Origin of the sequence: Mesorhizobium sp. CA6 (genome assembly GCF_020165035.1) — a bacterium.
Classification (GTDB): Bacteria; Pseudomonadota; Alphaproteobacteria; order Rhizobiales; family Rhizobiaceae; genus Mesorhizobium.
The window spans coordinates 123,809-144,839 of sequence record NZ_JAIUHI010000013.1 but is presented as its reverse complement, the minus strand read 5'-3'; the positions used below and the strand labels follow the sequence as shown (position 1 = coordinate 144,839).

Sequence of the window (21,031 nt, the reverse complement as noted above, 5' to 3'; positions counted from 1 at the left end):
AAACAGGAACGTTCCGATTTCTCAAACATTCTCCCTAGTCTGCACTGCGTAATTCCTACTTGCTGGGGCCGGAACATTGTCATTCAGAGAGCATAATCTGCCGAACCCCAGCACCGAGGAGATCTCCATCGTCAACCTCATTCCTGCCCTGCGGGCTTTTGCGCGAACCTTCTGTCGCGTGCCTGACGATGCCGACGATCTTGTGCAGGAAACGTTGACCAAAGGGCTCTCCAACCTGGACAAATTCGAGCCCGGCACGCGCCTGAAGTCCTGGCTCTTCACCATCATGCGCAACACGCACTACACGCGTGTCAAAGCGGCGGCCAGGGAGGCCCCCGGGCTGCTCGACTGCGCCTCCAGCCGGCCGATTTCGGAACCGTCCCAGGATTGGTCCGTGCAAAGCAGGGAAGTGCATCAAGCCATCCAGAAGCTGCCGTCCCATCAGCGTGAGGTCTTGATGCTGATCGGCGTACTGGGCGTAAGCTACGAAGAAACCGCGCAAATATGCGGTTGCGCTGTCGGCACCGTCAAAAGCCGCCTCAACCGCGCCCGTGCCGGCGTTCTGGAATTCCTCGGAGAAAGCTCGCCGCAGGCGCTGATCGAGCCACGACGTCAACTTTCGGACGATCATTGGGATACAGAGGGCGCAAGGCGCTAAGCCCAGCCAAATCCTACCGGCGCTGGGCTGCTGTCATGACTTTGGCCTCTCTCATCAACGAGGCCCAATTCAGGCCGAGCAGAGAAACAAGTTCGAGCGCTTGCGCTTCGGTGATGCCCGTCTGCGCGACCAGACGCCGAACGAGTTCGTCCACTTCCGGAGTTCTGCCAGCCATCGGGATGATCCCCAATCGGCTACAACGACTAACTTATGTTAAGGTTCCACCGATCACGCGACAGCGGGCGATATCGATGCCTTCCCGACTCCAAGGAATGCTGCATCCTTGCTGGTGACATCTTCAACCGCGCTCACCCGTTATGTCGCCTTTGCGCTTTTCGATCAGAGCGTTCTGCAGTTCGAGTGCAAGCCTTGTCAGCCGGTCAGGGACCTCCTCCCGCTCGATAGCGTTCAGCAGCGATGCGATCTCCTGGTCCAAGCTCTGGATTACCTGGGCGCAAAGGTCGCGCTGACTCCTGTGAGACATGGCATTCTCTTAACAAACAGAGGCCCCTTCAAATCTCACAGAGGCATAGCCGACCGGCCTATGCAAGGCGCTTGCCGCAGGCTGTGGGGTTTCCGGTCCGTTGTCCCCGGATTTTGCGGCCAGAGGTGATCTGGAAACATCAGCTCAATCCTTGGGAAGGCGGTTCGCAGCGTGATCCTGATACTGATCGGATTTGATCCGGTTGCCGTCCAGACCTCGTTGCTCGGTGTGCTGCTTCTTGTCCCGGTTCGACAGCACGTCGTTCTCGCCGACCATGTCCTTTGCAAGCGTCGTCTTGGCTCCGGTTCCGGAACCCTTGCCCTGGCTGCCGCGGCCCATCTGTTTCTTACCGCCGGATGCCATCTGCTTCTCCCTGTTCTGCTGGCCTGGAACTGTTCGGTGACCGAACTGCCGCCGGTGCGTTATGTTCCGCCGTCACGACGGACAAGAAAGACCATGCCGTCCCAACTGCCGAACGGCATTTCGCCGTCGATCACGAGGTCCATGCCGCATGCATGAGAAAGACGGCTGATGTCGCCGGAATCGATGCCCGGCGATGTCCGATAGGAATAGTTGAGGATCGCTGCCATTCCTCCCCGCCGCAGCACGCGCGCGATCTCGATGAAATGCCGCTCGGCAACCCCGGCGAGCACCAGGTAAGGAAAACTGTCCAGGGCCAGCACGCCGTCAAAGCTTGCATCGGCGAAATCACCGAGATCAAGGCCTGAGGTCAGGTGAAATTCCACATTGGCAAGGCCGGCGCATCGCCGGCGCGCGATTTCGATCATTCGCGACGAAATATCGATGCCGATGACATATCCTGCGTGGGTGCCGAGCGCATGTTCGAGACGCCCGATGCCGCAGCCGATGTCGAGTATGTGCTTATGGGCACCAACGAAGCCCTGCTGTTCCAGCCATGCTACAATCTCGGCGGTGGTAGTCGACAGCCTGTGCTCGTCGCCAAGCGAGGACAACTGGACGCTGGCCGCGGGAGATATGGCGGCCGCCCGATCGAAGCTGCCGGCCAGCCTTTTGACGGTTATGGCGGTCAGTTCGCTATCCGGCCGGTCATGCGACACGCAGGCAGCCGCTCTGCGGACCTTGTCGAAGGCGTCCGCCTTGCCACGAAGCATCGTGGCGACCTCCTCCAGCCAGCATCGCCGGGGAGCATGGCTTGGACGCATGTCCAGCGCGATATCCGCCAGTTGCGCCGCGCTGGTCGTCTTGTCGGTATAAACGGCCAATCTGGCCAGCGCGTTGTCGACGGAAAGGCCGTCCGTCATGCAATCCTCGAGCAGGCGTCTGGCAATCGCGCCGGGTTGCCTCGCGATGTTCACGGCGAGGCGCTCCTGGTCCAGACCTTCTGCGCCGTCCAGCGGTCCTTCGCGCCCCAACCATATTTGTAACCTTCCCTGCCGCGCAGGAAATCGAACTCCAGCGCGCCCTCGCTGGCGGCTCCGGTGATGGCATGCCCGATCAGAATCGCGCCGGGGCTTTCGTCGGCATAGGCCGGATCGAAACCGCCAAGATAGGCATAGGCCCGGTCGCGGTGATGAAAACCGTAATAGGCGCCGACGACGGCATCGTCGATCTGGATCGTCAAGCATCGCGCCATGCCGTTATCGGCAAGCCGCGGCAGGGCCCTGCGATGAAATTCCACAGCCGTGTCGGACAGGACGCCACCGCCATGGCCGGTCCAGCGCGCGCCATGCAGTCGGATGAGCCTGTCGAGAAATGTCTGCGGATCGGATTCGCCGCGGCTGACAATGACAGCTCCTCTTCGCCGGGCAGCTCTCTCGGCGCGGCGCAACTGACGCCTTCGTCTCGCCGGAACCGAGCGGGCCAGAGTCCGATCGCCGTCGAGCAACAGCACAGGACAGGCCGCGTGCGCCATCGATCGGCGCTCTTCGGCATTCGGCAGCTCAAGGCTCAGCGATATGGCGTCGGCCGAGAGATCGGGCAGGATCCACTGCGACCATTCCAGCGACAGCGCCGCTTCGGCTATGGCGGCCTCAGTCTCCGCCTCCAGTTCCGGCGCGCACAAAATGTCGAGATAATCGCTCAGCGAAATTCCGATGGGGAGCATTCGCTGACCGCCATCATGCCTTTCGATATAGAGCGGCGCCAGTCCGGCGAGTTCGTCTCCGCTCCACACGGCAATTGCGGTGAGATCGCCTGGCGCGAATGTACGCCACCAGGGGATGAGCCAGGCAGGAGACTGGAACGGCGTGGCCGAGATACTCCGTCCCCAGAGCTGCCACCAGCACGGCTCAAGGTCCTCGAACGTCCCGGGATCGCGAATGATCTCGGTGCGCAGACCGCCCATCAGGCGGTCCCCAGCAAGGCGCTGCGGGTGCCAAGCTTCGCCAGCGCTTCGTAAGCATCCATGTAGGATGTGACCATGCGCTCAAGCGAGAAGCGGCGGCGCGCCTCGGCCCGGCAGGTCTCATGGTCCAGCGCTCCAGAATGGACGATGGCCTTAGCCATCTCCTCGACGTCATTGACCAGAAATCCGGTTCTGCCATGCTGGACGACGTCGGGAAGGGCGCCATTCGGGAAAGCGACGACCGGCGTGCCGCAGGCAAGCGCCTCCATTGCGACAAGCGAGCTTGTTTCGGCGGCAAGGCTGGGGACGACCAGGCAGCGGGCGGCGTTCAGCAGCCGCCGTTTGGCGCGAAACCCCAGCGGCCCGAGAAAACGCCGCTGCCGATCGAGGCGAGGACGGACCTCGTCGGCGAAATAGCGCAAATGGGTCTCGTAGGGATAGACCTGGCCGGCGATCGCCAGGGGAGTGCCGGCGCGCTTGGCTGCCTCGATTGCGAGATGGATGCCCTTTTCGGGACAGACGCGGCTGAGCACCAAAGCGAAATCGCGCCGCAGCCGGGACTCGTTCAGCGCATCGATATCGACGCCGTTTGGAATAGGCTTCGCAAGCCTCGACCCTGCCGGCGCTGTCCGGTGCTGCGCCTCCGAGACCGCGTGCAGCCACAGGTCCTCGCGCGACGGCCCAAGCACTTCGGAGGGATACCAGCCCAGCGGCAGGTGCAACGTCACCAAGGTTGGGCCGTCGGTGGGCAGATAGGCGTCGAAGTCGATGCCGTGGAGGTGAACGACGTCGATAGACCAGCGCGCCCGGGCAGCCGCGATCGCGTCGCGATGCGCCTGCTGGGCCCGGTCCTTCGCCGCCTTGTCGAGCACGCCTGCTTCGGCCGGTGTTTCCACCAGGACGCCGGCCGTCTTTGACCCGTGGCAGGCGATGACAACCGACCGGTGGCCTTTCTCAACCAGCGCCCGGTCCAGCGCCGACAGCACCTGCTCGGCGCCGCCGACCGCATCCCGCCCGACTGGCGCGAGGGGGTAGGCGACGTTGAGGACAGTCAGTGTCATCGCCGATCGAGCCGGAACTCACCATGCCGCCGACACGCGCCGCGTTCGTGTCATGTCGTCACTGATCGCAGGAGCGTAGCGGCGGATCATCGCGGCGCAGAATTCGGCGAATTCCTCGGGCACCTGCGGCGGACTTGTGTGGTGGGGCTGGAGACCGCGATGCTCGGGCGTGAAGCAGAAGGTCACCGTGACGTTGAAGTCGGCGAGCGCTTCCATCTGGCGATCGAACCAGTCCAGCGCATTCGGCCGGAAGCTGTCCGCCCAGGACAGGCCAGTGCGCAGGTGCGTCACGCCCAGTCGGTGCATCCAGGCTACGGCATCATCCAGCCGATGGTCCTCGAAATGGAACCACTGTACCAGGCCCATTTGCGGGGTGTGGCGCACGAACTCCTCGAGCGCCGGCTTGGGCGTGCCGTCCTCGCGCAGCAGGCCCATGTAGAAGTGCCTGTAATAGGACGAGCCTTCCGCCTCGCGATGGCGCGTCGTCGCCTCCCATGAACGCGGCAGGTCATAGAGGCTGTACCACTGCACCCGCGGCGCGATGCCAAGCAGCAGCTCGGCCGTGCGGCGCAGACCCCAGAGCTGGATCTCCTCGGCGCCGAAGGTCGATACGCCGACTTCGCTGACCCAGATCGGCAGATCGGTGATGGCGGCGATCTCGCCGAGCTTCTGCGGCCATTCGTCGATTTGCCAGAGATTCCAGTCGAGCGGGAAGCCATGCACCGCGACGGCGTCGACATGGTCGAGCACGCCGAAATCCTTCATGCGTGTCATGAAGCCGGCATCGATCGGCGAAATACCGCCCAGCACCTTTGTGACGGCCGGGTTTTCCCGGTCGATCGCATCGGCGGCCAGGATTGCCATCGAGGCAAAACGGCTCCAGTCCGGATCGAGCTCGGGATCCCAATGCGATTTGTTGTTGGGCTCGTTCCAGATCATCGCGGCTTCAATCATCGGCCTCTCCTTTCGCGGGATAGACGGCGGCGCCGTCGGACGGATTGCCCGCCGCACGGCAGAAATAGACCTCGTCCTCAGGGTGCAGCACGATTTCGAAGCCGGCGCTGCGCAGCATCGCTTCGGTGCAGGCACGGTTTGGAATCCACCAGTTGGTCGGGTCGTCCGCATAGCGATGCTCGATGAAGTGCAGTTTCGGAAATTCAGGTCGATCGAAGAGGTCGCGTGTCCAGAAATGGTAGTTCTGTTCGAGCGGCAGGACGTCCCCGCTGCCCCTCTGCATCGACTGGAAGATCATCAGGTCGCCTGCGACATGCGCGCGGATCAGGTCGAGCGCCAGCAGCGGATGGCGCAGGTGGTAGAGCACACCCATGAACAGCACGATGTCGAAGCGCTCGCCAAGCGCCCCGACGTCGTAAACGGACATTTCCCGGAATTCGATATCGCAGCCGGCGATCTCGGCGGCGAAGCGCGCCTGGGCGAGGTAGGCCTGGTCGAAATCAATGCCGAGCACGCGATCGGCGCCGCGCTTCTTCATCTCGATCGAATAAAAGCCGGCGTTGCAGCCGATATCGAGCACGGACATGCCCGAAAGGTCAGTCGGAATGGCATCCGCGAATTTGCGCCATTTGATCAGTGGATAATTGCCGAGGAAATGATCCGGCGCGGTTTCCACGCCCGCAAGCTCCATATTGTGGAACCACGGTCCCAGTGCGTCGATGCGGCGGCGTATTTCCGTGCTGGAATGCAGCATGGCTAAGCTCCTTCGCCTGGAAGGGTTGGCACCGTTGAGAGATCTTGCGATGCGAGCATCGGCGGGGTCTCATCTTCAACGACATCGTTGCTTTCGAGCAGCCTGAGCGCCGTGCGATATCCATCGAAAGTGCCGACATCGACATAGGCCGTTCCGGCCTTGACGCCGTAAGCCTCGCCTCCGGCTGCGAGATAGGCGTTGATCAGCGTGCCGAAATACTCGTCGAAGCCGTCGCGCTGGCGCCACAGTGCCGCGAGCTGGTGGAAGATACGGCCAGGCATCTTGAAGGCGCCCCAGACCCAGTTTGTTGCGGCATCAGCTTGCTTGACCTGGATTTGCTCGACACGTCCGCTCTGATCCAGGACGACGGCGTCGAACAGTTCCGGGCGATCGACCGGAAACATCAGAAAGGACAGCCGGTCGTCGGCCAGGCGGCAGAAGCCGTCCTCGGGGAACCAGATCGTGTCCGGCAGGCCGATCAGGACCGTTTCTTCCGGCGTGACCAGCGGCTCGGCACGGAAGATCGCATCGCACAGTCCGATCGGGGAGGGCTGCGCGACGAAGATTGCTGCGGCTGTGTCATAACCCGCGGCATAATATTCGAGAATGTCCGACTTGCCGGAACCGATAATGAAGCAGATGCGGTCGACGCCGTTTCGGACCATCCGCCGCACCAGATATTCGCTCACCGCGCAGGGGCGCTCGGTCTGCCCGTCCAGCCGGCTGCCGACCGGCAACAGCTCCTTGGAAAAACCCAGCGGCTGAATGCGGCTGCCGCGGCCTGCGGCAGGCACGATCCCCAACATCAGACGGCTTCCTCCATTGCTCCACCTGCCATGGACGCGGCGGCGTTCAAGATGCGATCGAGTTCGGCGGCGCGGTGCGCGGACGTGTGCTCGTCGAGGACGCGTTCACGGCCGCGGCGGCCAAGGGCCTCGATTTCGTTGTCCGACAGGCCAAGCGCGGCGACGACATCGCCGGTATTGTGTGCCAACAGAATCTCGCTGCCGGGCGTGAAGAAGCTGTCGAGGCCTGCCCAATCATCGGAGATGATCGCGGCGCCGCAGGCGGCTGCCTCGAACAGCCGGCCTGACGGGCACCAGCCCTTGCGCGCCATCGCTTCGCGGGTGACGTTCAGCGTCAGGCGCGAGGAGGAAAAGAAGGCGGGGTGATCCGCGGGCGGCAGGTGCCTGACGAAGAAGATATTGCCGCTCCATGGAAAGTCCGCTGGATATTGTGCGCCGCCGATGATGAAGCGGCGGTTCGGCAGTTGGGCCGCTGGAGCTACGAGCAGTCTTTCCACGGCCGCCTGCCGGTCCTCGGCATAGGTTCCGAGATAGGAGAGATCGCCGGCGAACTCGGACCGTGGCGGGGCCGGCCGGTGCCGGTTGGGGTCGACATGTCCGTAGAGCGGCAGGACATGGCGCACGCCGAGAATACCCTTCAGCGCATCGATCGCCGGTCCTCCGGTATAGCTCAGGATCAGGTCGAAATCGCGCAGGCCATCCGGCTCGAAATAGGCCGGATAGTCACCTTGCTCGATTCTCGCCAGCGTTACCGGTGTATCGAGATCGTAGAACACCTTCAGCCCGCGACAGCTCTCGTTGGCGAGCCGCGAGGCCCTCACGGCGTCCGGACAATAAGAGGTGACTATGACCACGTCGGCCTGCCGTATCGCGGCCTCAGCCTCATGGCGGATACTCTCCCAGTCCGAGTAGAGAATGATGTTGCAGGCATCGAGCCGGTCGAGGTCCCTGGCACCGGCGTAATAGGGCGTGTCGCGCTCGAAGAAGCTGATCGACCAGCCAAATGGGGCCAGAGCGCCTATCAGCCCGCGCCAGAGCGTGGCATGGCCGTTGCCCCATGAGGACGTGACGGTGAGACCGAATATGACCATGCGCATCGCCAGCCGCTCCGTCAGGGGAGTTCGTTGAGGCGGATGAGCTTGGAACCCCAGTCGCCATGAACGACTGTGGTGATCGAGGCCGGCGCAATATCGAAGCGGAAGCAGTCGCCGAGCTGCAGGCCGAGAATCGCGCAGACGGCTGCCTTGATGACGTCGGCATGGCTGATAAGGGCGATGCACTGACCCTGCCCATTCTCGCGCAACGCATCCATCAGGCCGACGATCCTGTGTTGGACATCCAGCATCGTCTCGCCGCTCGGCGTGCGGGCGCTCTGGCGCTGGTCATTCCAAAGCCGCCAGCTTGCGTCGCCGTTCAGTTCTTCGAAGGTCTTGCCGGACCACTCGCCGAAGTCGATCTCATCGAGTTCTTTGCAGATCGCGATCTTCTCGACCTCGCAGGCGATCGCGATCGGCTTTGCGGTCTCCAGCGTGCGTTCGCGCGGACTGCTCAAGATGGCAGCGAGCGGCTCGCGCGCCATGCGGCGCGCGAGATGCAGCGCCTGCGCCTGTCCGGCCTCGCCGAGGCGAACGCCATCGAGCCGCCCGGCCAAGTAGCACCCGACATGATCATGAGCCGCGTGGCGGATGAGAAAGAAAGTCGTGGTCATTCGGCGGCATCGAGCAACGGCTCGTCCCCGCCGGCGATGAAGGCCAATGTGCGCAGGCGCGCCTCGGCGTCGGTGAACTGCTGGGGCGGCGACTTCATGAAGTAGCTGCTGGGGCCTGTGAGCGCGCCGGCAATGCCACGGTCGAGGGCCAGCTTTGCGCAGCGGACGGCGTCTATGACCACGCCCGCGGAATTGGGCGAATCCCAGACCTCCAGCTTGAGCTCGGCATTGAGCGGCACGCCGCCGAAGGTGGTGCCTTCGACCCGTATATAGGCCCATTTGCGGTCAGTCAGCCACGGGACATGGTCACTGGGGCCGACATGGATGTTGCCGGCCTCGAGCGGGACGTCGATCTGGCTGGTGACGGATTGCGTCTTGGAAATCTTTTTCGATTCCAACCGCTCGCGCTCAAGCATGTTGAGGAAGTCGGTGTTGCCGCCGAAGTTGAGCTGATAGGTGCGATCGATGCGCACGCCGCGCTCCCGGAAGAGGTTGGCGAGCAGCCGGTGCACGATCGTTGCGCCGACCTGGCTCTTGATATCGTCGCCGACGAGGGGAAGGCCGCGCTCCTCGAAGCGCTGGCGCCATTCCGGCCGCGAGGCGATGAAGACAGGAATGCAATTGACGAAGGCGCAGCCGGCCTCAAGCGCGCATTCGGCATAGAAGCGCGTCGCCTGTTCGGAGCCGACCGGAAGATAGGATATCAGCACCTCGACCCCGCTCCCCCGCAGCCGGCCGGTTACGTCTGCTACCGGTTCATCCGACTCTTCGATCTCGTCTCGGAGATATTTGCCGATGCCGTCGAGTGTTGGGCCGCGCTCCACACGGACGCCGGTCGGCGCGACATCAGCAAAACGGAAGGTGTTGTTGGGCGCGGTGTAGATCGCTTCCGCCACATCGCGCCCAACCTTGTTTTTCGCGACATCGAAGGCGCAGACGACCTCAATGTCGTCGACATGATAGCCGCCGAGGTCGGCATGCATCAGCCCGGGGATCGGCTCGTTGCCGTTGGCGTGGCGATAGTAGGAGAGACCTTGCACAAGAGATGACGCGCAATTGCCCACGCCAACGATGCCGATGCGAACTTTCTTCGATGTCACGAACCGCTGCCTCTTTGCTGAAGGTAAGTTCCTCGCGCCGAACCGGGAGCGACCTCGAATGTTCCTTCGCGCCGTGAAAAATTGCTGAGCCGGATCTCGGATCAAAGAGGCGCCGCTTCGCGTTGGCGGCCAGACAGCGGGATAGGAGCCGCATGATCGTCTTCGGCGACCACAAGCGAACGCGCAGCGCACAACAGCTCAGGGAAGCTGACTTGGCCGCAGCGGCAGCAATCGGCGATCTGCCCGCCGGTATCGAACGTCACGCCGCCGTGGTCGATCTTTTCGTCAGTGCCTCCGAACTTGTGCAAGGCCTTGCCGATGCGGAATTCGACACCAGGGGTGCCGATTGCAATTCGTCGACACAGAAGCTGGGGTCGGAAATTCTCGTCGAGTTGTCGGAGGAAGTGCTGCGATCCTGGCAACAAGGATTTGTCCGGAGCGGAGCGCTCGACCCGTTGCTGCTTGCGAAGCTTGCCACCATCGATTGTAGCAGCGAAATAATCACCGGCCCGGCCGAAGGCTACGCGCTTTATGCGCTATATCCGGAAACCTATCTGCTTGCGGCGCTGCAGTCGGGCCTCGACGCAAACACCTGCGTCATCGGGATCCGCAGCATCGGTCTAGGTCTCGCGGCGATGGTCGCCGCCGCGCTGCATGCGCCGCCGCCCATCAGTGTGAGGCCGATCGGGCACCCGTTTAGCCGCCACATATGCGCCGCGCCCGAACTCCTCGGCGGCTGGCGCGACAGACCTCATGCCAAATTTGCCATCGTTGATGAAGGTCCGGGGCTCTCCGGCAGCTCCTTTCATGCTGTCGTTGCCTGGCTGCGCCGGCAGGGCATCGACCAGGAGCGCATTCATCTGTTCCCGAGCCACCGCGGCGGGCCGGGCGTGCAAGCTTCGGCAGACATGCAGGCTATTTGGAGCCACTGCTCGCGCCATGTCGCGGATTTCGAAGCGGCCTTCGATGGATGCGTCGCGCCGAACCTTCGCCACTGGGTGGCGAACCTGCTCGGCAAGGTCGATGTCGAACTCTGCGAGATTTCCGGCGGCGAATGGCGCAAGCATATTTCCACGCCACCGGAGCATTGGCCTCCGGTGTTTGCCGGCTTTGAGCGGCGAAAATTCATGGCACTGGCGGGCACGGAGCGTTGGTTGGTCAAGTTCGCCGGTCTCGGCGGGACCGGCCAGCACAAGCTGCACACGGCGAGGTGGGTGCACAGGGCCGGTTTTGGAACGCAGCCCGCCGGACTCTGCCACGGCTTCCTGATCGAGCGTTGGACAGATGCGGACAGGCTGGATCGGACAGAGCTGGCCAGGGACCTGCTGGTCGAATGGCTTGGACGCTATCTCGGCTGGCGCGCTGCCGCGTTGCAGACCGAAGAGGCCGGCGCGTTGCTGGATGGGCTTGCAGACATGGCCGTGCAAAACTGCAAGGAAGCCTTGGGGGAAGGGCCGGCCGAAGCATTAAAGGGTTGGTTCGCCCGCCACTCCTCACATTCCTTCCTGCGGAGGATCGAGATCGACGGACGCCTGCACCCGTGGGAATTTCTGGTTAGGCCGGACGGAACCCTGCTCAAGACGGACGCCGTCGACCATTGCCGCTCGCATGACATTGTCGGCTGTCAGGACATAGCCTGGGACATTGCAGGCGCGACAGTGGAATATCAGCTTTCCGACGCCGAGCTTTCGCGGCTCATCCAAGGCATTGAGGCACAAATGTCGCGTGCCGTCGATCATTCTTTGGTGGACTACATGGAGCCCTGTTATCTCGCCTTCCAGCTTGGGCTATGGACGATGGCCGGACAGTCGACACACGGCGATGAGCGGGTAAGGGCCACGCGCGCCGCCGACCGCTACGAAACCGGGCTTTCGCGTTTTATCGAGCGCGCGAGGGGCTGATCAGTCCAGCCTGCGCAGCATGTCCGCTTCCTGTTCCAGAATTGTGGCCACTTCCTCGCGCTGCAGATGTGTCATCATGAGGCTGACGCAACATTCGAGATAGGTGATGGAGGCTCGCCGCAGGAACGCGGCGGTTTCGGCGGCCGCCATCTGGTCGATGTCCTTGATTGGTCGCTTCGGCTGCACAGTTCTTCTCCATGACGGTTGTCATGTCCAACCGCAATCCCGGTCGGTTGTTCCGCTACGGCGAAAGAAGCCACCGCCTCAGAGCTGAAGGTTCCGAACTTTTCCGGCCTCAGTCCTGTTGACCGGAGCGATGGGCTCCATCGCGAGGTCGTCGAGGCTCGAGAAAAAGGCTATGGTTTGCAGCAGGCCTTGCCTGAGAGGCACCTTGGGCGACCAGCCGAGAAGCGCCCTTGCGCGGCCTATGTCGGGCCGCCGGCGGCGCGGGTCGTCCTGCGGCAAGGGCAGGAATTTCACGGGCGATTTGGTGCCGGTCAGTTCCCGAACCAGCCTTGCCAGTTCGAGGATCGAAAACTCGCCGGGATTGCCCAGATTGACCGGCTGTCGCGGATTGGGATCGACATCCATAAGGCGTCGCAATCCTTCGATCATGTCGCTGACATAGCAGAATGACCGGGTTTGCCGGCCGTCGCCGAATATCGTCAGCGGCCGTTTCTCGATCGCTTGCATGACCAGGTTGGACACGATGCGGCCGTCGGCCGGGTCCATTCTGGGACCATAGGTGTTGAAGATGCGGGCGATGCGAATATCGGCCATCTCGGCCCGCAGATAATCGAAGCAGAGCGTCTCCGCGGTGCGCTTGCCTTCATCATAACAGGCGCGCGGCCCTGTGCAGTTGACGTGGCCGACATAGTCCTCGCGCTGTGGGTGCTGTTCCGGATCGCCGTAGACTTCGCTGGTCGACGCCTGCACGAAGCGGGCGCCGTTGCTTGCGGCGAGCTCGAGCAGATTGAGCGTTCCGATCACGCAGGTGCGCGTGGTGTGGACCGGATCGGCCTGGTAGCGGGGCGGCGATGCCGCGCAGGCCAGGTTGAAAACGCGGTCGACAGTCTCGCCGAGTTCCAGCGGGACGCAAACGTCCTGCTCGATCAGCCGGAACCGGGCTTGGCCGATCAGCGAGCTGACATTCTCCATTCGGCCGGTAAGAAAGTTGTCGACGCATATGACGCGATACCCTTCGTGAAGCAAGGCCTCGCATAAATGCGAACCGAGGAAACCGGCACCGCCGGCGACAAGCGCCGTCTGTGTCTGCTGAACCCTTCTTGATCGCCGCATCTGCAAAGTCTCCTGTCTGCTATTCATGCTGCACTTTCCACGTTCAGATCGATCGCCGCGCGCGCATGGACAGACTGGGTCAAAGCCTGAACGAATTCACGCGCCCGAGCGCCGCCGGTGTGGCTTGCAAGCACCGCCTCGCGTGCCGAACGGGCCATATCGAGTCTGGCCCGCTCCGATTTGGCTGTGAGGATTTCCTGCACGTCACCGGCACTGGCTGCGGTCTCGATCGTCGATTCCGGGAAGAAGCTATCGAGACCGGGCCAGCGGTCGCTGATGATCGGTGTGCCGCAGGCAGCGGCCTCGAAGAGCCGCACGCTGGGCGACCATCCGGCCGCGATCATCGACGCGCGCGTAAGGTTCAGCGTGTAACGCTGGCGGCTGTAGAAGGCGGCATGTTCGGCGGGCGGCAGGTGCTCGATCCGCTCGACATTGTCCGGCCAGGCGATATCGGACGGATATTGCGAGCCGGCGACGACGAAGCGGCGCTCCGGCAGGCGCCGCGCCGGCTCCAGCAGCAGCGTTTCGAGGGCGAGCTGCCGGTCGGCGCTGTATGTTCCAAGATAGCCGAGATCCCATTCGATCGCGTCTCTGGTGCGATGGTGTCGCTTTGGATCGACCGAGCAGTAGAGCGGCTCCGTTCGGCGGGCGCCGAACTCCGATCTGAGGCGCTGCAACGTCGGTCCGCCGGTGAAGGAGAAGTAGACGTCGAAATAGGGGATCTGCCTGCGGGCAAGGTAATCGCAATCGTCCTCGGCAACCCGCGCCAGCGTCACCGGCGTGTCGATGTCGTAAAAGCAGAACTGTCCAGTACACAGCGAAGCGAGGTCGTCGACGATGGCCCTGCCTTCCGGCACGAAGGAGCCTATCACCACCGCGTCGGCACGCTGCAACTCCTGCCGGTGATTGCGGGGCAGCTCCGAGACTGTCTGGTAGTAGCGCAAGTCGCAGAAATCGGGGTCGCGCAGGTCCCGGTGATGCGCATACCAGGGCACGTCGCGTTCGAGGAAGGTGACGCGATGGCCGAGCTCGTTGAGCGCACGCAGCAGTCCCCGGAAAGTCGTCGCGTGGCCGTTGCCCCAGGATGAGGATAACGAAAGTCCGAGGAAAACGATGTCGAGCGGTTTCGTCATTCCGCGGCCTCCATTGCCCGGCGCTCGAAATGCGCCTTGAAGATGTCGTCCACCAGCCGGGCTCTCAGCGTGTAGGTATGCTCTGCCAGAACGCGCCGCAGCGCTGCGGCGCCGATCGCCTTCGCCCGTTTCGGGGTCAGCGTGCGCACGATCTCGGCGACGTCGGCACCGTCCCGCGCGACCACGATCTCTTCGCCTGGGGTCAGGAACAACTCGACGCCGAGCCACGCGTCGGTGATTAGGCATGCGCCCGCGCCCGCCGCTTCGAAGACACGTGTCGCGGGCGAAAACCCGTTGGCCGCCATGCTGTCGCGGCTGATGTTGAGCACCGCCTTCGGCGTCACGTTGAAGGCGTTGTGATCGCGCGTACCGACATGGCCGAGCCACGAAACGTTCGCCGGCAAGGACTTGTCGCCCCAGCCGGATCCACCGAGCAGGAATCGTTGGCTGCCAAGCACACGGGCCGGATCGAAGAAGAAGGCGTCGACGCGCGCCTCGCGGTCGGGCAGCCGATTGCCGAGGAAAGCCAGGTCGCAGGCAAAGCGTGGATTCGCGGCGACCGGATGATGTGTCTCAGGATCGAGCGCGTTGTAGATCGGCACGCATTCCGCGGCGCCGAGCGCGCGATAGTTCCAAACCACGGGATCGCCGCCGCCATAGGTCAGCACAAGGCCGATCCTCTTCAACGCCTCATGCAGCGGGTGTTCGGCATGATTGCGCAGCTCGCTTAGGGTCGCCGGCGCATCGACGTCCCAGAACACGGTCAGCGCATCGGGGCGAGCGTTGTCGAGAACCGCATGCAGCAGCGCCTCGTCCTCGAAACCGACGCCGCTTGCCTTGACCACGACGTCTGCCTGCGCGGCGCGCGAGGCGACCTGCATCAGCGCATGCGCTGTCGGCTCGTAGACGACAACGCTGCACCAGTCCGGCGCCTCGATATCGCGATGCTTCTGGCGATCGTAGACATCGGGTTCATAGAAGACGATGTCATAGCCGCGCTTCGACAACGCCTTGAGCAAGCCCCGATAATAGGTGGCCGCGCCGTTCCAGTAGGACGACAGAAGGCTCGATCCGTAAAAGGCGATCTTCATGCAACGGCCTCCCTTGCAGGTTTGATTTCAGCGACCTCGCGATTGCCGCATGCGGCGAGGATGTCGAACAACTCGTCGACGCGGTGCCGGCATGTGTGGCGCGCAAGGATGGTTTCCCGGCCGGACGCAGCCAGCGCCTCCGCACGCTGGCTGTCGTTCAGCACGTCGCGAAGGTGATCCCGCATCTCGGCGCCGTTCCGGGCGAACAGGAAATCCGTGCCGGCACGGAACAGTCCTTCGACATCCGACCATGGCGCCGAGACCAGCGGAATGCCGCAGGCCATCGCCTCGAACATGCGTATGGTCGGAATGCCGGGCAGGCTCTCCCGATAAGGCCGGCGGGGGATGTGCATGGTGACGCGATGCCTGGCGAAGCTCTTCGGCACGTCGGCATTGGCAATCCAGCCATCATAGCGCAGCCCTGCCTCGGCAAGCGCGGCTCGGGCGTCGGTCGGATAGCGCACGCCGTGCACGGTTCCCGACAGCGCGAGAGCGCTCGCCGGCTCGATCAGGAACTCGGCGATCTCGGCGCTGCGTTCGTCGTCGCCCCAATTGCCGATCCAGACGAGGTCGGAGACGGGCTCGACATCCGGGCACGGCTTGAACAGCCGGTCGTCCGCCGCCTCATGCCAGGTGAAGACCCGTTTGCCCCAGCCGGCGCGAAGATAGCTCTCGCGCAGCACCTCGCCGAAGACCAGCACTCCGTCATAATGCTCGAGCTGAAGTGCCGCTATCGCCTGCGTCGCCGATACGGCGCGGTGATGAGTGTCGTGGAACAGGAGCGTGAAATTGCCATAGGCTCGCGCCTGTCCGATGCGCGCGACAAGATCCTTGTCCGTCCATTCGTGGACGATCACGACATCCGCGCCGGCGAGCCAGGCTTCATGCGCGAAGCCGGGGCCATAGGTCAGCGCCATCAGCTCCGGGAAATCCTTGCGGAAACGCTCGACAGCGAAAGGGCCTTGCTCGGCAAGCAGATTCGATCGGCTCCAGCCGTCGGCGGGTTCCAGCGCGACCGCCTCATGTCCGCGCGCGACAAGCTCGCGCATGATGCCGCGCTGGAAATGCGCGTTGCCGTGATTCCAGTCGGAAACGGCGGAGTGGGTGTAAAACAGGAAGCGCATGGTCAAAGCCCCGCCATGGCCGTCGCCGCCCGATCGTAGACCTCTCGCATCCGCGCCGTCTGGGCGCTGAGCGAGAATTTGCGCGCCCTTCGGGCGGCGCGCTGACCGAAATGGCGCCGCAAGCTTTCGTCATGCGAGAGCCTGGCGATGCAGCCGGCAAGCGCATGGGGATCGCGCGCGTCGAAGAACGTCGCTGCTCCGTCCCAGATCTCGCGGTAGGTCGCGATGTCCGCCAGCACCAGGGGAGTGCCCGCAGAGGCTGCCTCCAAAGCGGCCAGCCCGAAAGGCTCGTAGATGGACGGCGAGACAAACATGCTGGCCCGCGCCATCAATTGCCGAACCTCTGAATGGCTGATCGAGCCGAGCGAGATGCAATTGTCGAAGAACAGGCGCTGTCCGTCCGGGCCTTCCGTTTCGCCTGCGGCGAAAACGGGAGGGCCACACAAGGCAGCCGCGGCATCGAGCGCCAACCCGTTTTTACCCTCATCCCACCAGCGGGCGGCAGCGAGAACGAAGGACTCGCGATGCGCGCCTGCCGGGCCGGGGAGCGCGCCATTGTGGACGACGCTCAAGCCGGCGATCGGGCCGTAGCAGGCTCCGAGCATGGCGGCATGGCTTCGGCTCGGCGCGACAATGGCTTCGGCGCGGTCGAATCCGGCCCGGTTGCGCTCTCGTTGCCAAGCCCAATCGCCCTCGGGCGCTTGCGCCCGCACTGCATGCAGCCATGTGACCACGCAGGAATGCGATACCGCGACGATCGGACAAGTCAGCTCGAGACCGGCTGCCTGCGCCGGCGCATTGAGGTGTATGAGATTGATTGCATAGTCCGACGCAAGCTCCTGCAATTCGCTGGGCAACCGGTCGAGATCTTTCGTGTTGCGCGTCATCCAGTCCGGCGGGCATTTCAGCCAAACCAGCGTGGCGAAGGAGCGCGCCTCCCGGGCCTGTTCGGGGGAAGGTTCGGGTCCCAGCCCGGCAAGCACGATGCTGTCGCCGCTGGCCGCCAGCTCCCGCGCCAGATCGAGCGAATAGCGCCAGACTCCGCCGACGGCGTCGGTCGTCATCAGAATGCGCCGCGGACGATGGGTCAGTGATTGCAGCATGAGGACTCCAACTCAGCCAGCGCATGCGGACGCTGGTCCTGGATGTCGCTGAAGGATCGGAAGGAGGCGAGGTAGTGCTCATGCGCTCGCTCCCAGGCAATATCGTCGGGTTCGCCCCAGAGTTCGCGGTAGCTGGGCGAGCTCGGATAGGGATAGAGCGGCACGGGCTCGTTCGCCCAAACGCCGTGATCGATGAGGTGCTTGCGCCAATAGTCCACCAGCGCCGGGTCGTCCTCGACCACGCCGATCAGATTGGCCTGAACGAAAGGCACGTGGCGACGGGCATCGACCAAAAGCGCGGCCAGATCCTCCGTGTCGAGCCGGCATCGCTTGGCGAGCATCGCACGGCCCTCGGCGGTCAGGCTTTCAAGGCCGGCTTCGATCGAGACGCAGCCGGCCTCGCCGAGCAGCTTGAGCAGGTCCGGCTTCCACAGGTCGATGCGGGTCTGGACACCGAACTGGATATCGCGGTCGACCAGCGCTTCCAGCAACGCCTTCTGCGGCAGGAAGATTTCATCGATGAAATAGATGTAGCCGACCCCTTGAGCGATCAAACCGTCGATCTCGGCTATGACGGCATCGTGCTTCCTGCGCCGATACGCATCGCGGAAATCGATCTTGGCGCAGAAGCTGCAATTATAGGGGCAGCCGCGCGACGCTTCCACCTCGGCGCCGGCGCCCTTCTGGTGGGCATCGAACCTGTGGTGGTGGTGGCCATGCGCGGCGATCCAGTCGGACGGCCAGGTGAGCGCAGGATGATCGACGAACGGGCTGGCATGCACCCCGCCATTGCACACTGGAAAGTCGTCCTGGAGCCGGGCCGTATGCGCAACCTTGCTCCAGTCGCTATGCCGTGCAAGCTCCGTCACGACCTCCTCGCATTCACCGCGCACGACGACATCGACGCCGAGCTTGCGCAGGGTCGGCGCCGGCGTCGCCGAGCCATGCGGTCCGACCGCCACCGTGCGTCCGCCGCGCCCGGCGAGATGATTGAGGAATTCTGCCGGCACGCGCAGCTCGGGCGGCGCGCAGCGCCAGAACAGATAGGTCGGCGCGGTTGTCACGACGGTCATGTCCGGTCCGAAAGCCGCAACGCTTTCCGCAAGGGCGGCGTTGTCCAGTCCTTGCAGCAAGCCGTCCAGCATCAGCACGTCGTGCCCTTCGGCTTCCAGCATCGCCTTCGAGTAGCCGAGCTCCAGCGGCAGATGCGGCTGGCGGCAGCCGAAATAGATGCTGTGCTCGTATGTCCAATGAGGATTGACCAGCGCTACCTTCATGCGACGTACCTCGTGGCTTCGGGGTGCGGTTGGAGCCGATGCCGAAGCAGCCAGCTGGCGAGATCGCTGACGCCTTCGCGCCATGGGACACGCGCCTGCCAGCCGATCGCTGCTTGCAGCTTGCGCGTGTCGGCGACGAAGAAGGGTTGGTCGCCAACGCGCTCGCGGTCGTGGCGAAGCGCGACGTCGCTGCCCGTCATATCGGCGATCTCCGCCAGCAGCACGCGCAGGCTGACCGCATTGCTCGGGCCGCCGCCCAGGTTGAACGCCTGGCCCTTGAGGGCCTCAATCCTGGTCAACACGCCGCGATAGGCAGCTACGGCATCGGACACATGCAGGATGTCGCGCACCTGCCTGCCGTCGCCGTAAACGGTAATCGGCCGGCCGGACAAGACGCTGAGAAGAAAATGCGCGACCCAGCCCTGGTCCTCTGTGCCGAACTGGCGCGGCCCGTAGATGCAGCTCATGCGCAGCACTGCTGTCGGCAGTCCGTAGGATTTGGAATAGTCGAGCACATACTGATCGGCCGCGCCCTTCGAGCAGCCATAGGGCGTGCAGAAATCAAGGCCTACCTTCTCATCGACCCCGCTCGCACGCACCTTCTCGTCGAGCGGTTCGTAGTGATCATCGGCTTGCCGCACCGCGATCTGGGGTAGGCTGCCATAGACCTTGTTGGTGCTGGCGAAGACTACCGGGGCGCCGGTGCTGCGAGCGGTCTCCAGCACGTTGAACGTGCCTTTGAGGTTGATGTCGAAATCCTGCGCGGGATCGGTCAGGCTGGTCGTCACGGCGGTCTGGGCGGCGAGGTGAAAGATCGCCTTTGCCGGCGCCAGCGCCGCTGCCAGTGCGCCGGCATCGCGTATGTCGACGATTTTGGCGCTCAGCCGGTCGCCGTGCTTTTGCGCCAGCCAGTCGAGATTCTGCTCGACGCCCGGGCGGCTGAGATTGTCGACGACCAGCACGGGCTCGCCGTCGGATAGCAGGCTGTCGGCCAGGTTGGAGCCGATGAAGCCGCTGCCGCCAATGACGGCTATCGGTGCCTTGCGCGGATGCCGGTGGCCCTGGGTCATGAGACCAATCCCCGCTCTTCCAGCTCGCGCCGCATGTCCGCGCCCCGATCGATAACGACGCTGTTGCGAACCCATGCCGCGAACTCGCCGAGCGAATCTTCCAGTCGATGCTTCGGCTCAAAGCCGAGCAATTCGCGCGCCTTGGCAATGTCGGCGAAGCAGTTGCGTATGTCGCCGGAGCGCGCCTTGCCGAGAATTTCGGCGGGGCGCTTCGGAACGCCCATGGCCTTGGCAAGCAGCCGGGCCACCTCGCTGATCGAATAGGCGCGGCCGCTGCCGATGTTAATGGCGTGGCCGGCTGCCTGGCGTTGCTCCAGCGCCAGGCGGAACGCGGTGGCCACATCGCGCACATGGACGAAATCGCGCTTCTGCTCGCCGTCCTCGAAGATCGTCGGCTGTTTGCCATTGGCGAGGCGCGAAGCGAAATTGGCGAGGACCCCGGTATAGGGATTGGAAAGCGCTTGTCCGGCGCCGAACACGTTGAACAGGCGCAGTGCAACGGCATCAAGGCCGTAGGCCTGGCCGAAGATCAGCACCGCGCGTTCCTGCGCATATTTGGTCAGCGCGTAGATCGAGGCGAGATCGGGCCGCTTCTCCTCGTCCGTCGGAAGAGGCGACAGTGCTTGGCCGGTCGCCGATACTAAATCCCAGCGGCCCTCCTTTATATCGGCAGGCTTTCGGCGCGCATTGTCGATCCGCCCGCCGTCCGGAGTCTGATAGAGGCCTTCGCCATAGATGCTCATGGAAGACGCCACGACGATCCGCTCGACCGGATGCTTGATCAATGTCTCCAGCAGCACCGCGGTGCCGAGATCGTTCGCGCCGACATAGCGGGCGATCTCGTACATGGACTGGCCGACGCCAACCTCGGCCGCCAGATGGATCACGGCGCCGACGTCGGAAACCGCTTCGGCGACAGCGTCGCGGTCGCGCACGTCGCCCTTGATCAGTTCGGCCCCCACAGGGAGGTTGATGGCTTCAGCACCGTGCACCTGATCGATAAGCGCATCGAGCAGGCGCACCTGATAGCCATGGTCGGTGAGTTCCTGGGCGACGTGGCGGCCGATGAAGCCGCAACCTCCCGTAACCAATACACGTTTCACGATGACTCCCTTGTGGACTTGGCTTCGGCGCCCCGAACTGCGCGGCAAAAGGTTTGTTCCCTGCTTCAACAAAGTTCCC

The 21,031-nt window shown here is 63.6% G+C and carries 23 protein-coding genes; 2 read left to right on the top strand and 21 right to left on the bottom strand.

From position 1 onward, the window contains the following. Positions 1-97 precede the first annotated feature (97 nt). Positions 98-658 (top strand): sigma-70 family RNA polymerase sigma factor, encoded by a 561-nt coding sequence (locus LB526_RS20480; protein WP_224629563.1) that lies wholly within the window; start codon positions 98-100, stop codon positions 656-658. 13 nt (positions 659-671) lie between these two features. On the opposite strand, the gene LB526_RS20475 is transcribed toward LB526_RS20480, so the two are convergent. From LB526_RS20475 to LB526_RS20420, 12 genes are all read right to left on the bottom strand, one after another. Next, on the bottom strand, positions 672-833 hold the full coding sequence (locus LB526_RS20475; protein WP_176477115.1) for a hypothetical protein: 162 nt from the start codon (positions 831-833) through the stop codon (positions 672-674). 123 nt (positions 834-956) lie between these two features. Then, positions 957-1,094 (bottom strand): hypothetical protein, encoded by a 138-nt coding sequence (locus LB526_RS20470; RefSeq protein ID WP_224629510.1) that lies wholly within the window; start codon positions 1,092-1,094, stop codon positions 957-959. A 192-nt stretch (positions 1,095-1,286) separates the two neighbouring features. Continuing rightward, positions 1,287-1,505: a hypothetical protein gene (locus tag LB526_RS20465; RefSeq protein ID WP_095768881.1), complete on the bottom strand. Its 219-nt coding sequence runs from the start codon at positions 1,503-1,505 to the stop codon at positions 1,287-1,289. A 59-nt stretch (positions 1,506-1,564) separates the two neighbouring features. Further along, on the bottom strand, positions 1,565-2,479 hold the full coding sequence (locus LB526_RS20460) for a class I SAM-dependent methyltransferase (protein ID WP_224629509.1): 915 nt from the start codon (positions 2,477-2,479) through the stop codon (positions 1,565-1,567). Next, positions 2,476-3,468 carry a GNAT family N-acetyltransferase gene (locus LB526_RS20455; RefSeq protein WP_224629507.1) on the bottom strand — a complete coding sequence of 331 codons (993 nt, stop codon included), beginning with the start codon at positions 3,466-3,468 and terminating at the stop codon, positions 2,476-2,478. Before LB526_RS20455 ends, LB526_RS20460 begins: the two co-directional genes overlap by 4 nt. Continuing rightward, a complete protein-coding gene (locus tag LB526_RS20450) occupies positions 3,468-4,529 on the bottom strand; it encodes a glycosyltransferase (RefSeq protein WP_224629505.1) in 1,062 nt (353 codons plus the stop codon). Before LB526_RS20450 ends, LB526_RS20455 begins: the two co-directional genes overlap by 1 nt. Positions 4,530-4,547: 18 nt before the next feature. Then, the gene (locus LB526_RS20445) at positions 4,548-5,483 is read right to left on the bottom strand and encodes a beta-xylosidase (protein ID WP_224629499.1); all 936 of its coding nucleotides are present in this window, start codon (positions 5,481-5,483) and stop codon (positions 4,548-4,550) included. Next, the gene (locus tag LB526_RS20440; protein ID WP_224601074.1) at positions 5,476-6,237 is read right to left on the bottom strand and encodes a TIGR04290 family methyltransferase; all 762 of its coding nucleotides are present in this window, start codon (positions 6,235-6,237) and stop codon (positions 5,476-5,478) included. Before LB526_RS20440 ends, LB526_RS20445 begins: the two co-directional genes overlap by 8 nt. Positions 6,238-6,239: 2 nt before the next feature. Continuing rightward, the gene (locus LB526_RS20435) at positions 6,240-7,043 is read right to left on the bottom strand and encodes a nucleotidyltransferase family protein (RefSeq protein ID WP_224629497.1); all 804 of its coding nucleotides are present in this window, start codon (positions 7,041-7,043) and stop codon (positions 6,240-6,242) included. Beyond that, a complete protein-coding gene (locus tag LB526_RS20430) occupies positions 7,043-8,140 on the bottom strand; it encodes a glycosyltransferase (protein ID WP_224527680.1) in 1,098 nt (365 codons plus the stop codon). Before LB526_RS20430 ends, LB526_RS20435 begins: the two co-directional genes overlap by 1 nt. A gap of 14 nt (positions 8,141-8,154) precedes the next feature. Beyond that, positions 8,155-8,751 (bottom strand): histidine phosphatase family protein, encoded by a 597-nt coding sequence (locus tag LB526_RS20425; RefSeq protein WP_140844516.1) that lies wholly within the window; start codon positions 8,749-8,751, stop codon positions 8,155-8,157. Next, on the bottom strand, positions 8,748-9,851 hold the full coding sequence (locus LB526_RS20420; RefSeq protein ID WP_140844510.1) for an inositol-3-phosphate synthase: 1,104 nt from the start codon (positions 9,849-9,851) through the stop codon (positions 8,748-8,750). Before LB526_RS20420 ends, LB526_RS20425 begins: the two co-directional genes overlap by 4 nt. Before the next feature lie 152 nt (positions 9,852-10,003). On the opposite strand from LB526_RS20420, the gene LB526_RS20415 reads away from it, so the two are divergent. Beyond that, positions 10,004-11,752 carry a hypothetical protein gene (locus tag LB526_RS20415; protein WP_224629495.1) on the top strand — a complete coding sequence of 583 codons (1,749 nt, stop codon included), beginning with the start codon at positions 10,004-10,006 and terminating at the stop codon, positions 11,750-11,752. Here the strand turns inward: LB526_RS20415 and LB526_RS20410 are convergent, their stop codons facing one another. From LB526_RS20410 to LB526_RS20370, 9 genes are all read right to left on the bottom strand, one after another. Next, positions 11,753-11,902 (bottom strand): hypothetical protein, encoded by a 150-nt coding sequence (locus LB526_RS20410; RefSeq protein WP_224544254.1) that lies wholly within the window; start codon positions 11,900-11,902, stop codon positions 11,753-11,755. Between the two features lie 114 nt (positions 11,903-12,016). Then, positions 12,017-13,051, bottom strand: a complete 1,035-nt coding sequence (locus LB526_RS20405) for a UDP-glucuronic acid decarboxylase family protein (RefSeq protein ID WP_224629493.1) — start codon at positions 13,049-13,051, stop codon at positions 12,017-12,019. A gap of 23 nt (positions 13,052-13,074) precedes the next feature. Further along, a complete protein-coding gene (locus LB526_RS20400) occupies positions 13,075-14,184 on the bottom strand; it encodes a glycosyltransferase (RefSeq protein ID WP_224629492.1) in 1,110 nt (369 codons plus the stop codon). After that, complete coding sequence (locus LB526_RS20395) at positions 14,181-15,275, bottom strand: glycosyltransferase (protein WP_224629491.1); 1,095 nt, start codon at positions 15,273-15,275, stop codon at positions 14,181-14,183. The genes LB526_RS20400 and LB526_RS20395 overlap by 4 nt, the downstream gene beginning before the upstream one ends. Then, positions 15,272-16,399: a glycosyltransferase gene (locus LB526_RS20390; protein ID WP_095768867.1), complete on the bottom strand. Its 1,128-nt coding sequence runs from the start codon at positions 16,397-16,399 to the stop codon at positions 15,272-15,274. Before LB526_RS20390 ends, LB526_RS20395 begins: the two co-directional genes overlap by 4 nt. A 2-nt stretch (positions 16,400-16,401) precedes the next feature. Next, the gene (locus tag LB526_RS20385; RefSeq protein WP_224629489.1) at positions 16,402-17,502 is read right to left on the bottom strand and encodes a glycosyltransferase family 4 protein; all 1,101 of its coding nucleotides are present in this window, start codon (positions 17,500-17,502) and stop codon (positions 16,402-16,404) included. After that, entirely contained in the window at positions 17,487-18,779 is a 1,293-nt protein-coding gene (locus LB526_RS20380; protein WP_224629488.1) for a TIGR04295 family B12-binding domain-containing radical SAM protein, read from the bottom strand. The genes LB526_RS20385 and LB526_RS20380 overlap by 16 nt, the downstream gene beginning before the upstream one ends. After that, positions 18,776-19,849, bottom strand: coding sequence for an NAD-dependent epimerase/dehydratase family protein (locus tag LB526_RS20375; protein WP_224629486.1), 1,074 nt, complete (start codon positions 19,847-19,849; stop codon positions 18,776-18,778). Before LB526_RS20375 ends, LB526_RS20380 begins: the two co-directional genes overlap by 4 nt. Then, positions 19,846-20,952, bottom strand: a complete 1,107-nt coding sequence (locus LB526_RS20370; RefSeq protein WP_224629485.1) for an NAD-dependent epimerase/dehydratase family protein — start codon at positions 20,950-20,952, stop codon at positions 19,846-19,848. The genes LB526_RS20375 and LB526_RS20370 overlap by 4 nt, the downstream gene beginning before the upstream one ends. Positions 20,953-21,031 lie beyond the last annotated feature (79 nt).

Bases quoted from the DNA above. Each gene is read 5' to 3' on its own strand.
- LB526_RS20415 (WP_224629495.1), top strand. From the start codon at position 10,004: ATGATCGTCTTCGGCGACCACAAGCGAACGCGCAGCGCACAACAGCTC.
- LB526_RS20450 (WP_224629505.1), bottom strand. From the start codon at position 4,529: ATGACACTGACTGTCCTCAACGTCGCCTACCCCCTCGCGCCAGTCGGG.
- LB526_RS20405 (WP_224629493.1), bottom strand. From the start codon at position 13,051: ATGCGGCGATCAAGAAGGGTTCAGCAGACACAGACGGCGCTTGTCGCC.
- LB526_RS20425 (WP_140844516.1), bottom strand. From the start codon at position 8,751: ATGACCACGACTTTCTTTCTCATCCGCCACGCGGCTCATGATCATGTC.
- LB526_RS20390 (WP_095768867.1), bottom strand. From the start codon at position 16,399: ATGCGCTTCCTGTTTTACACCCACTCCGCCGTTTCCGACTGGAATCAC.
- LB526_RS20435 (WP_224629497.1), bottom strand. From the start codon at position 7,043: ATGTTGGGGATCGTGCCTGCCGCAGGCCGCGGCAGCCGCATTCAGCCG.
- LB526_RS20380 (WP_224629488.1), bottom strand. From the start codon at position 18,779: ATGAAGGTAGCGCTGGTCAATCCTCATTGGACATACGAGCACAGCATC.
- LB526_RS20410 (WP_224544254.1), bottom strand. From the start codon at position 11,902: ATGGCGGCCGCCGAAACCGCCGCGTTCCTGCGGCGAGCCTCCATCACC.
- LB526_RS20375 (WP_224629486.1), bottom strand. From the start codon at position 19,849: ATGACCCAGGGCCACCGGCATCCGCGCAAGGCACCGATAGCCGTCATT.
- LB526_RS20400 (WP_224629492.1), bottom strand. From the start codon at position 14,184: ATGACGAAACCGCTCGACATCGTTTTCCTCGGACTTTCGTTATCCTCA.
- LB526_RS20430 (WP_224527680.1), bottom strand. From the start codon at position 8,140: ATGCGCATGGTCATATTCGGTCTCACCGTCACGTCCTCATGGGGCAAC.
- LB526_RS20395 (WP_224629491.1), bottom strand. From the start codon at position 15,275: ATGAAGATCGCCTTTTACGGATCGAGCCTTCTGTCGTCCTACTGGAAC.
- LB526_RS20440 (WP_224601074.1), bottom strand. From the start codon at position 6,237: ATGCTGCATTCCAGCACGGAAATACGCCGCCGCATCGACGCACTGGGA.
- LB526_RS20465 (WP_095768881.1), bottom strand. From the start codon at position 1,505: ATGGCATCCGGCGGTAAGAAACAGATGGGCCGCGGCAGCCAGGGCAAG.
- LB526_RS20445 (WP_224629499.1), bottom strand. From the start codon at position 5,483: ATGATTGAAGCCGCGATGATCTGGAACGAGCCCAACAACAAATCGCAT.
- LB526_RS20475 (WP_176477115.1), bottom strand. From the start codon at position 833: ATGGCTGGCAGAACTCCGGAAGTGGACGAACTCGTTCGGCGTCTGGTC.
- LB526_RS20385 (WP_224629489.1), bottom strand. From the start codon at position 17,502: ATGCTGCAATCACTGACCCATCGTCCGCGGCGCATTCTGATGACGACC.
- LB526_RS20455 (WP_224629507.1), bottom strand. From the start codon at position 3,468: ATGGGCGGTCTGCGCACCGAGATCATTCGCGATCCCGGGACGTTCGAG.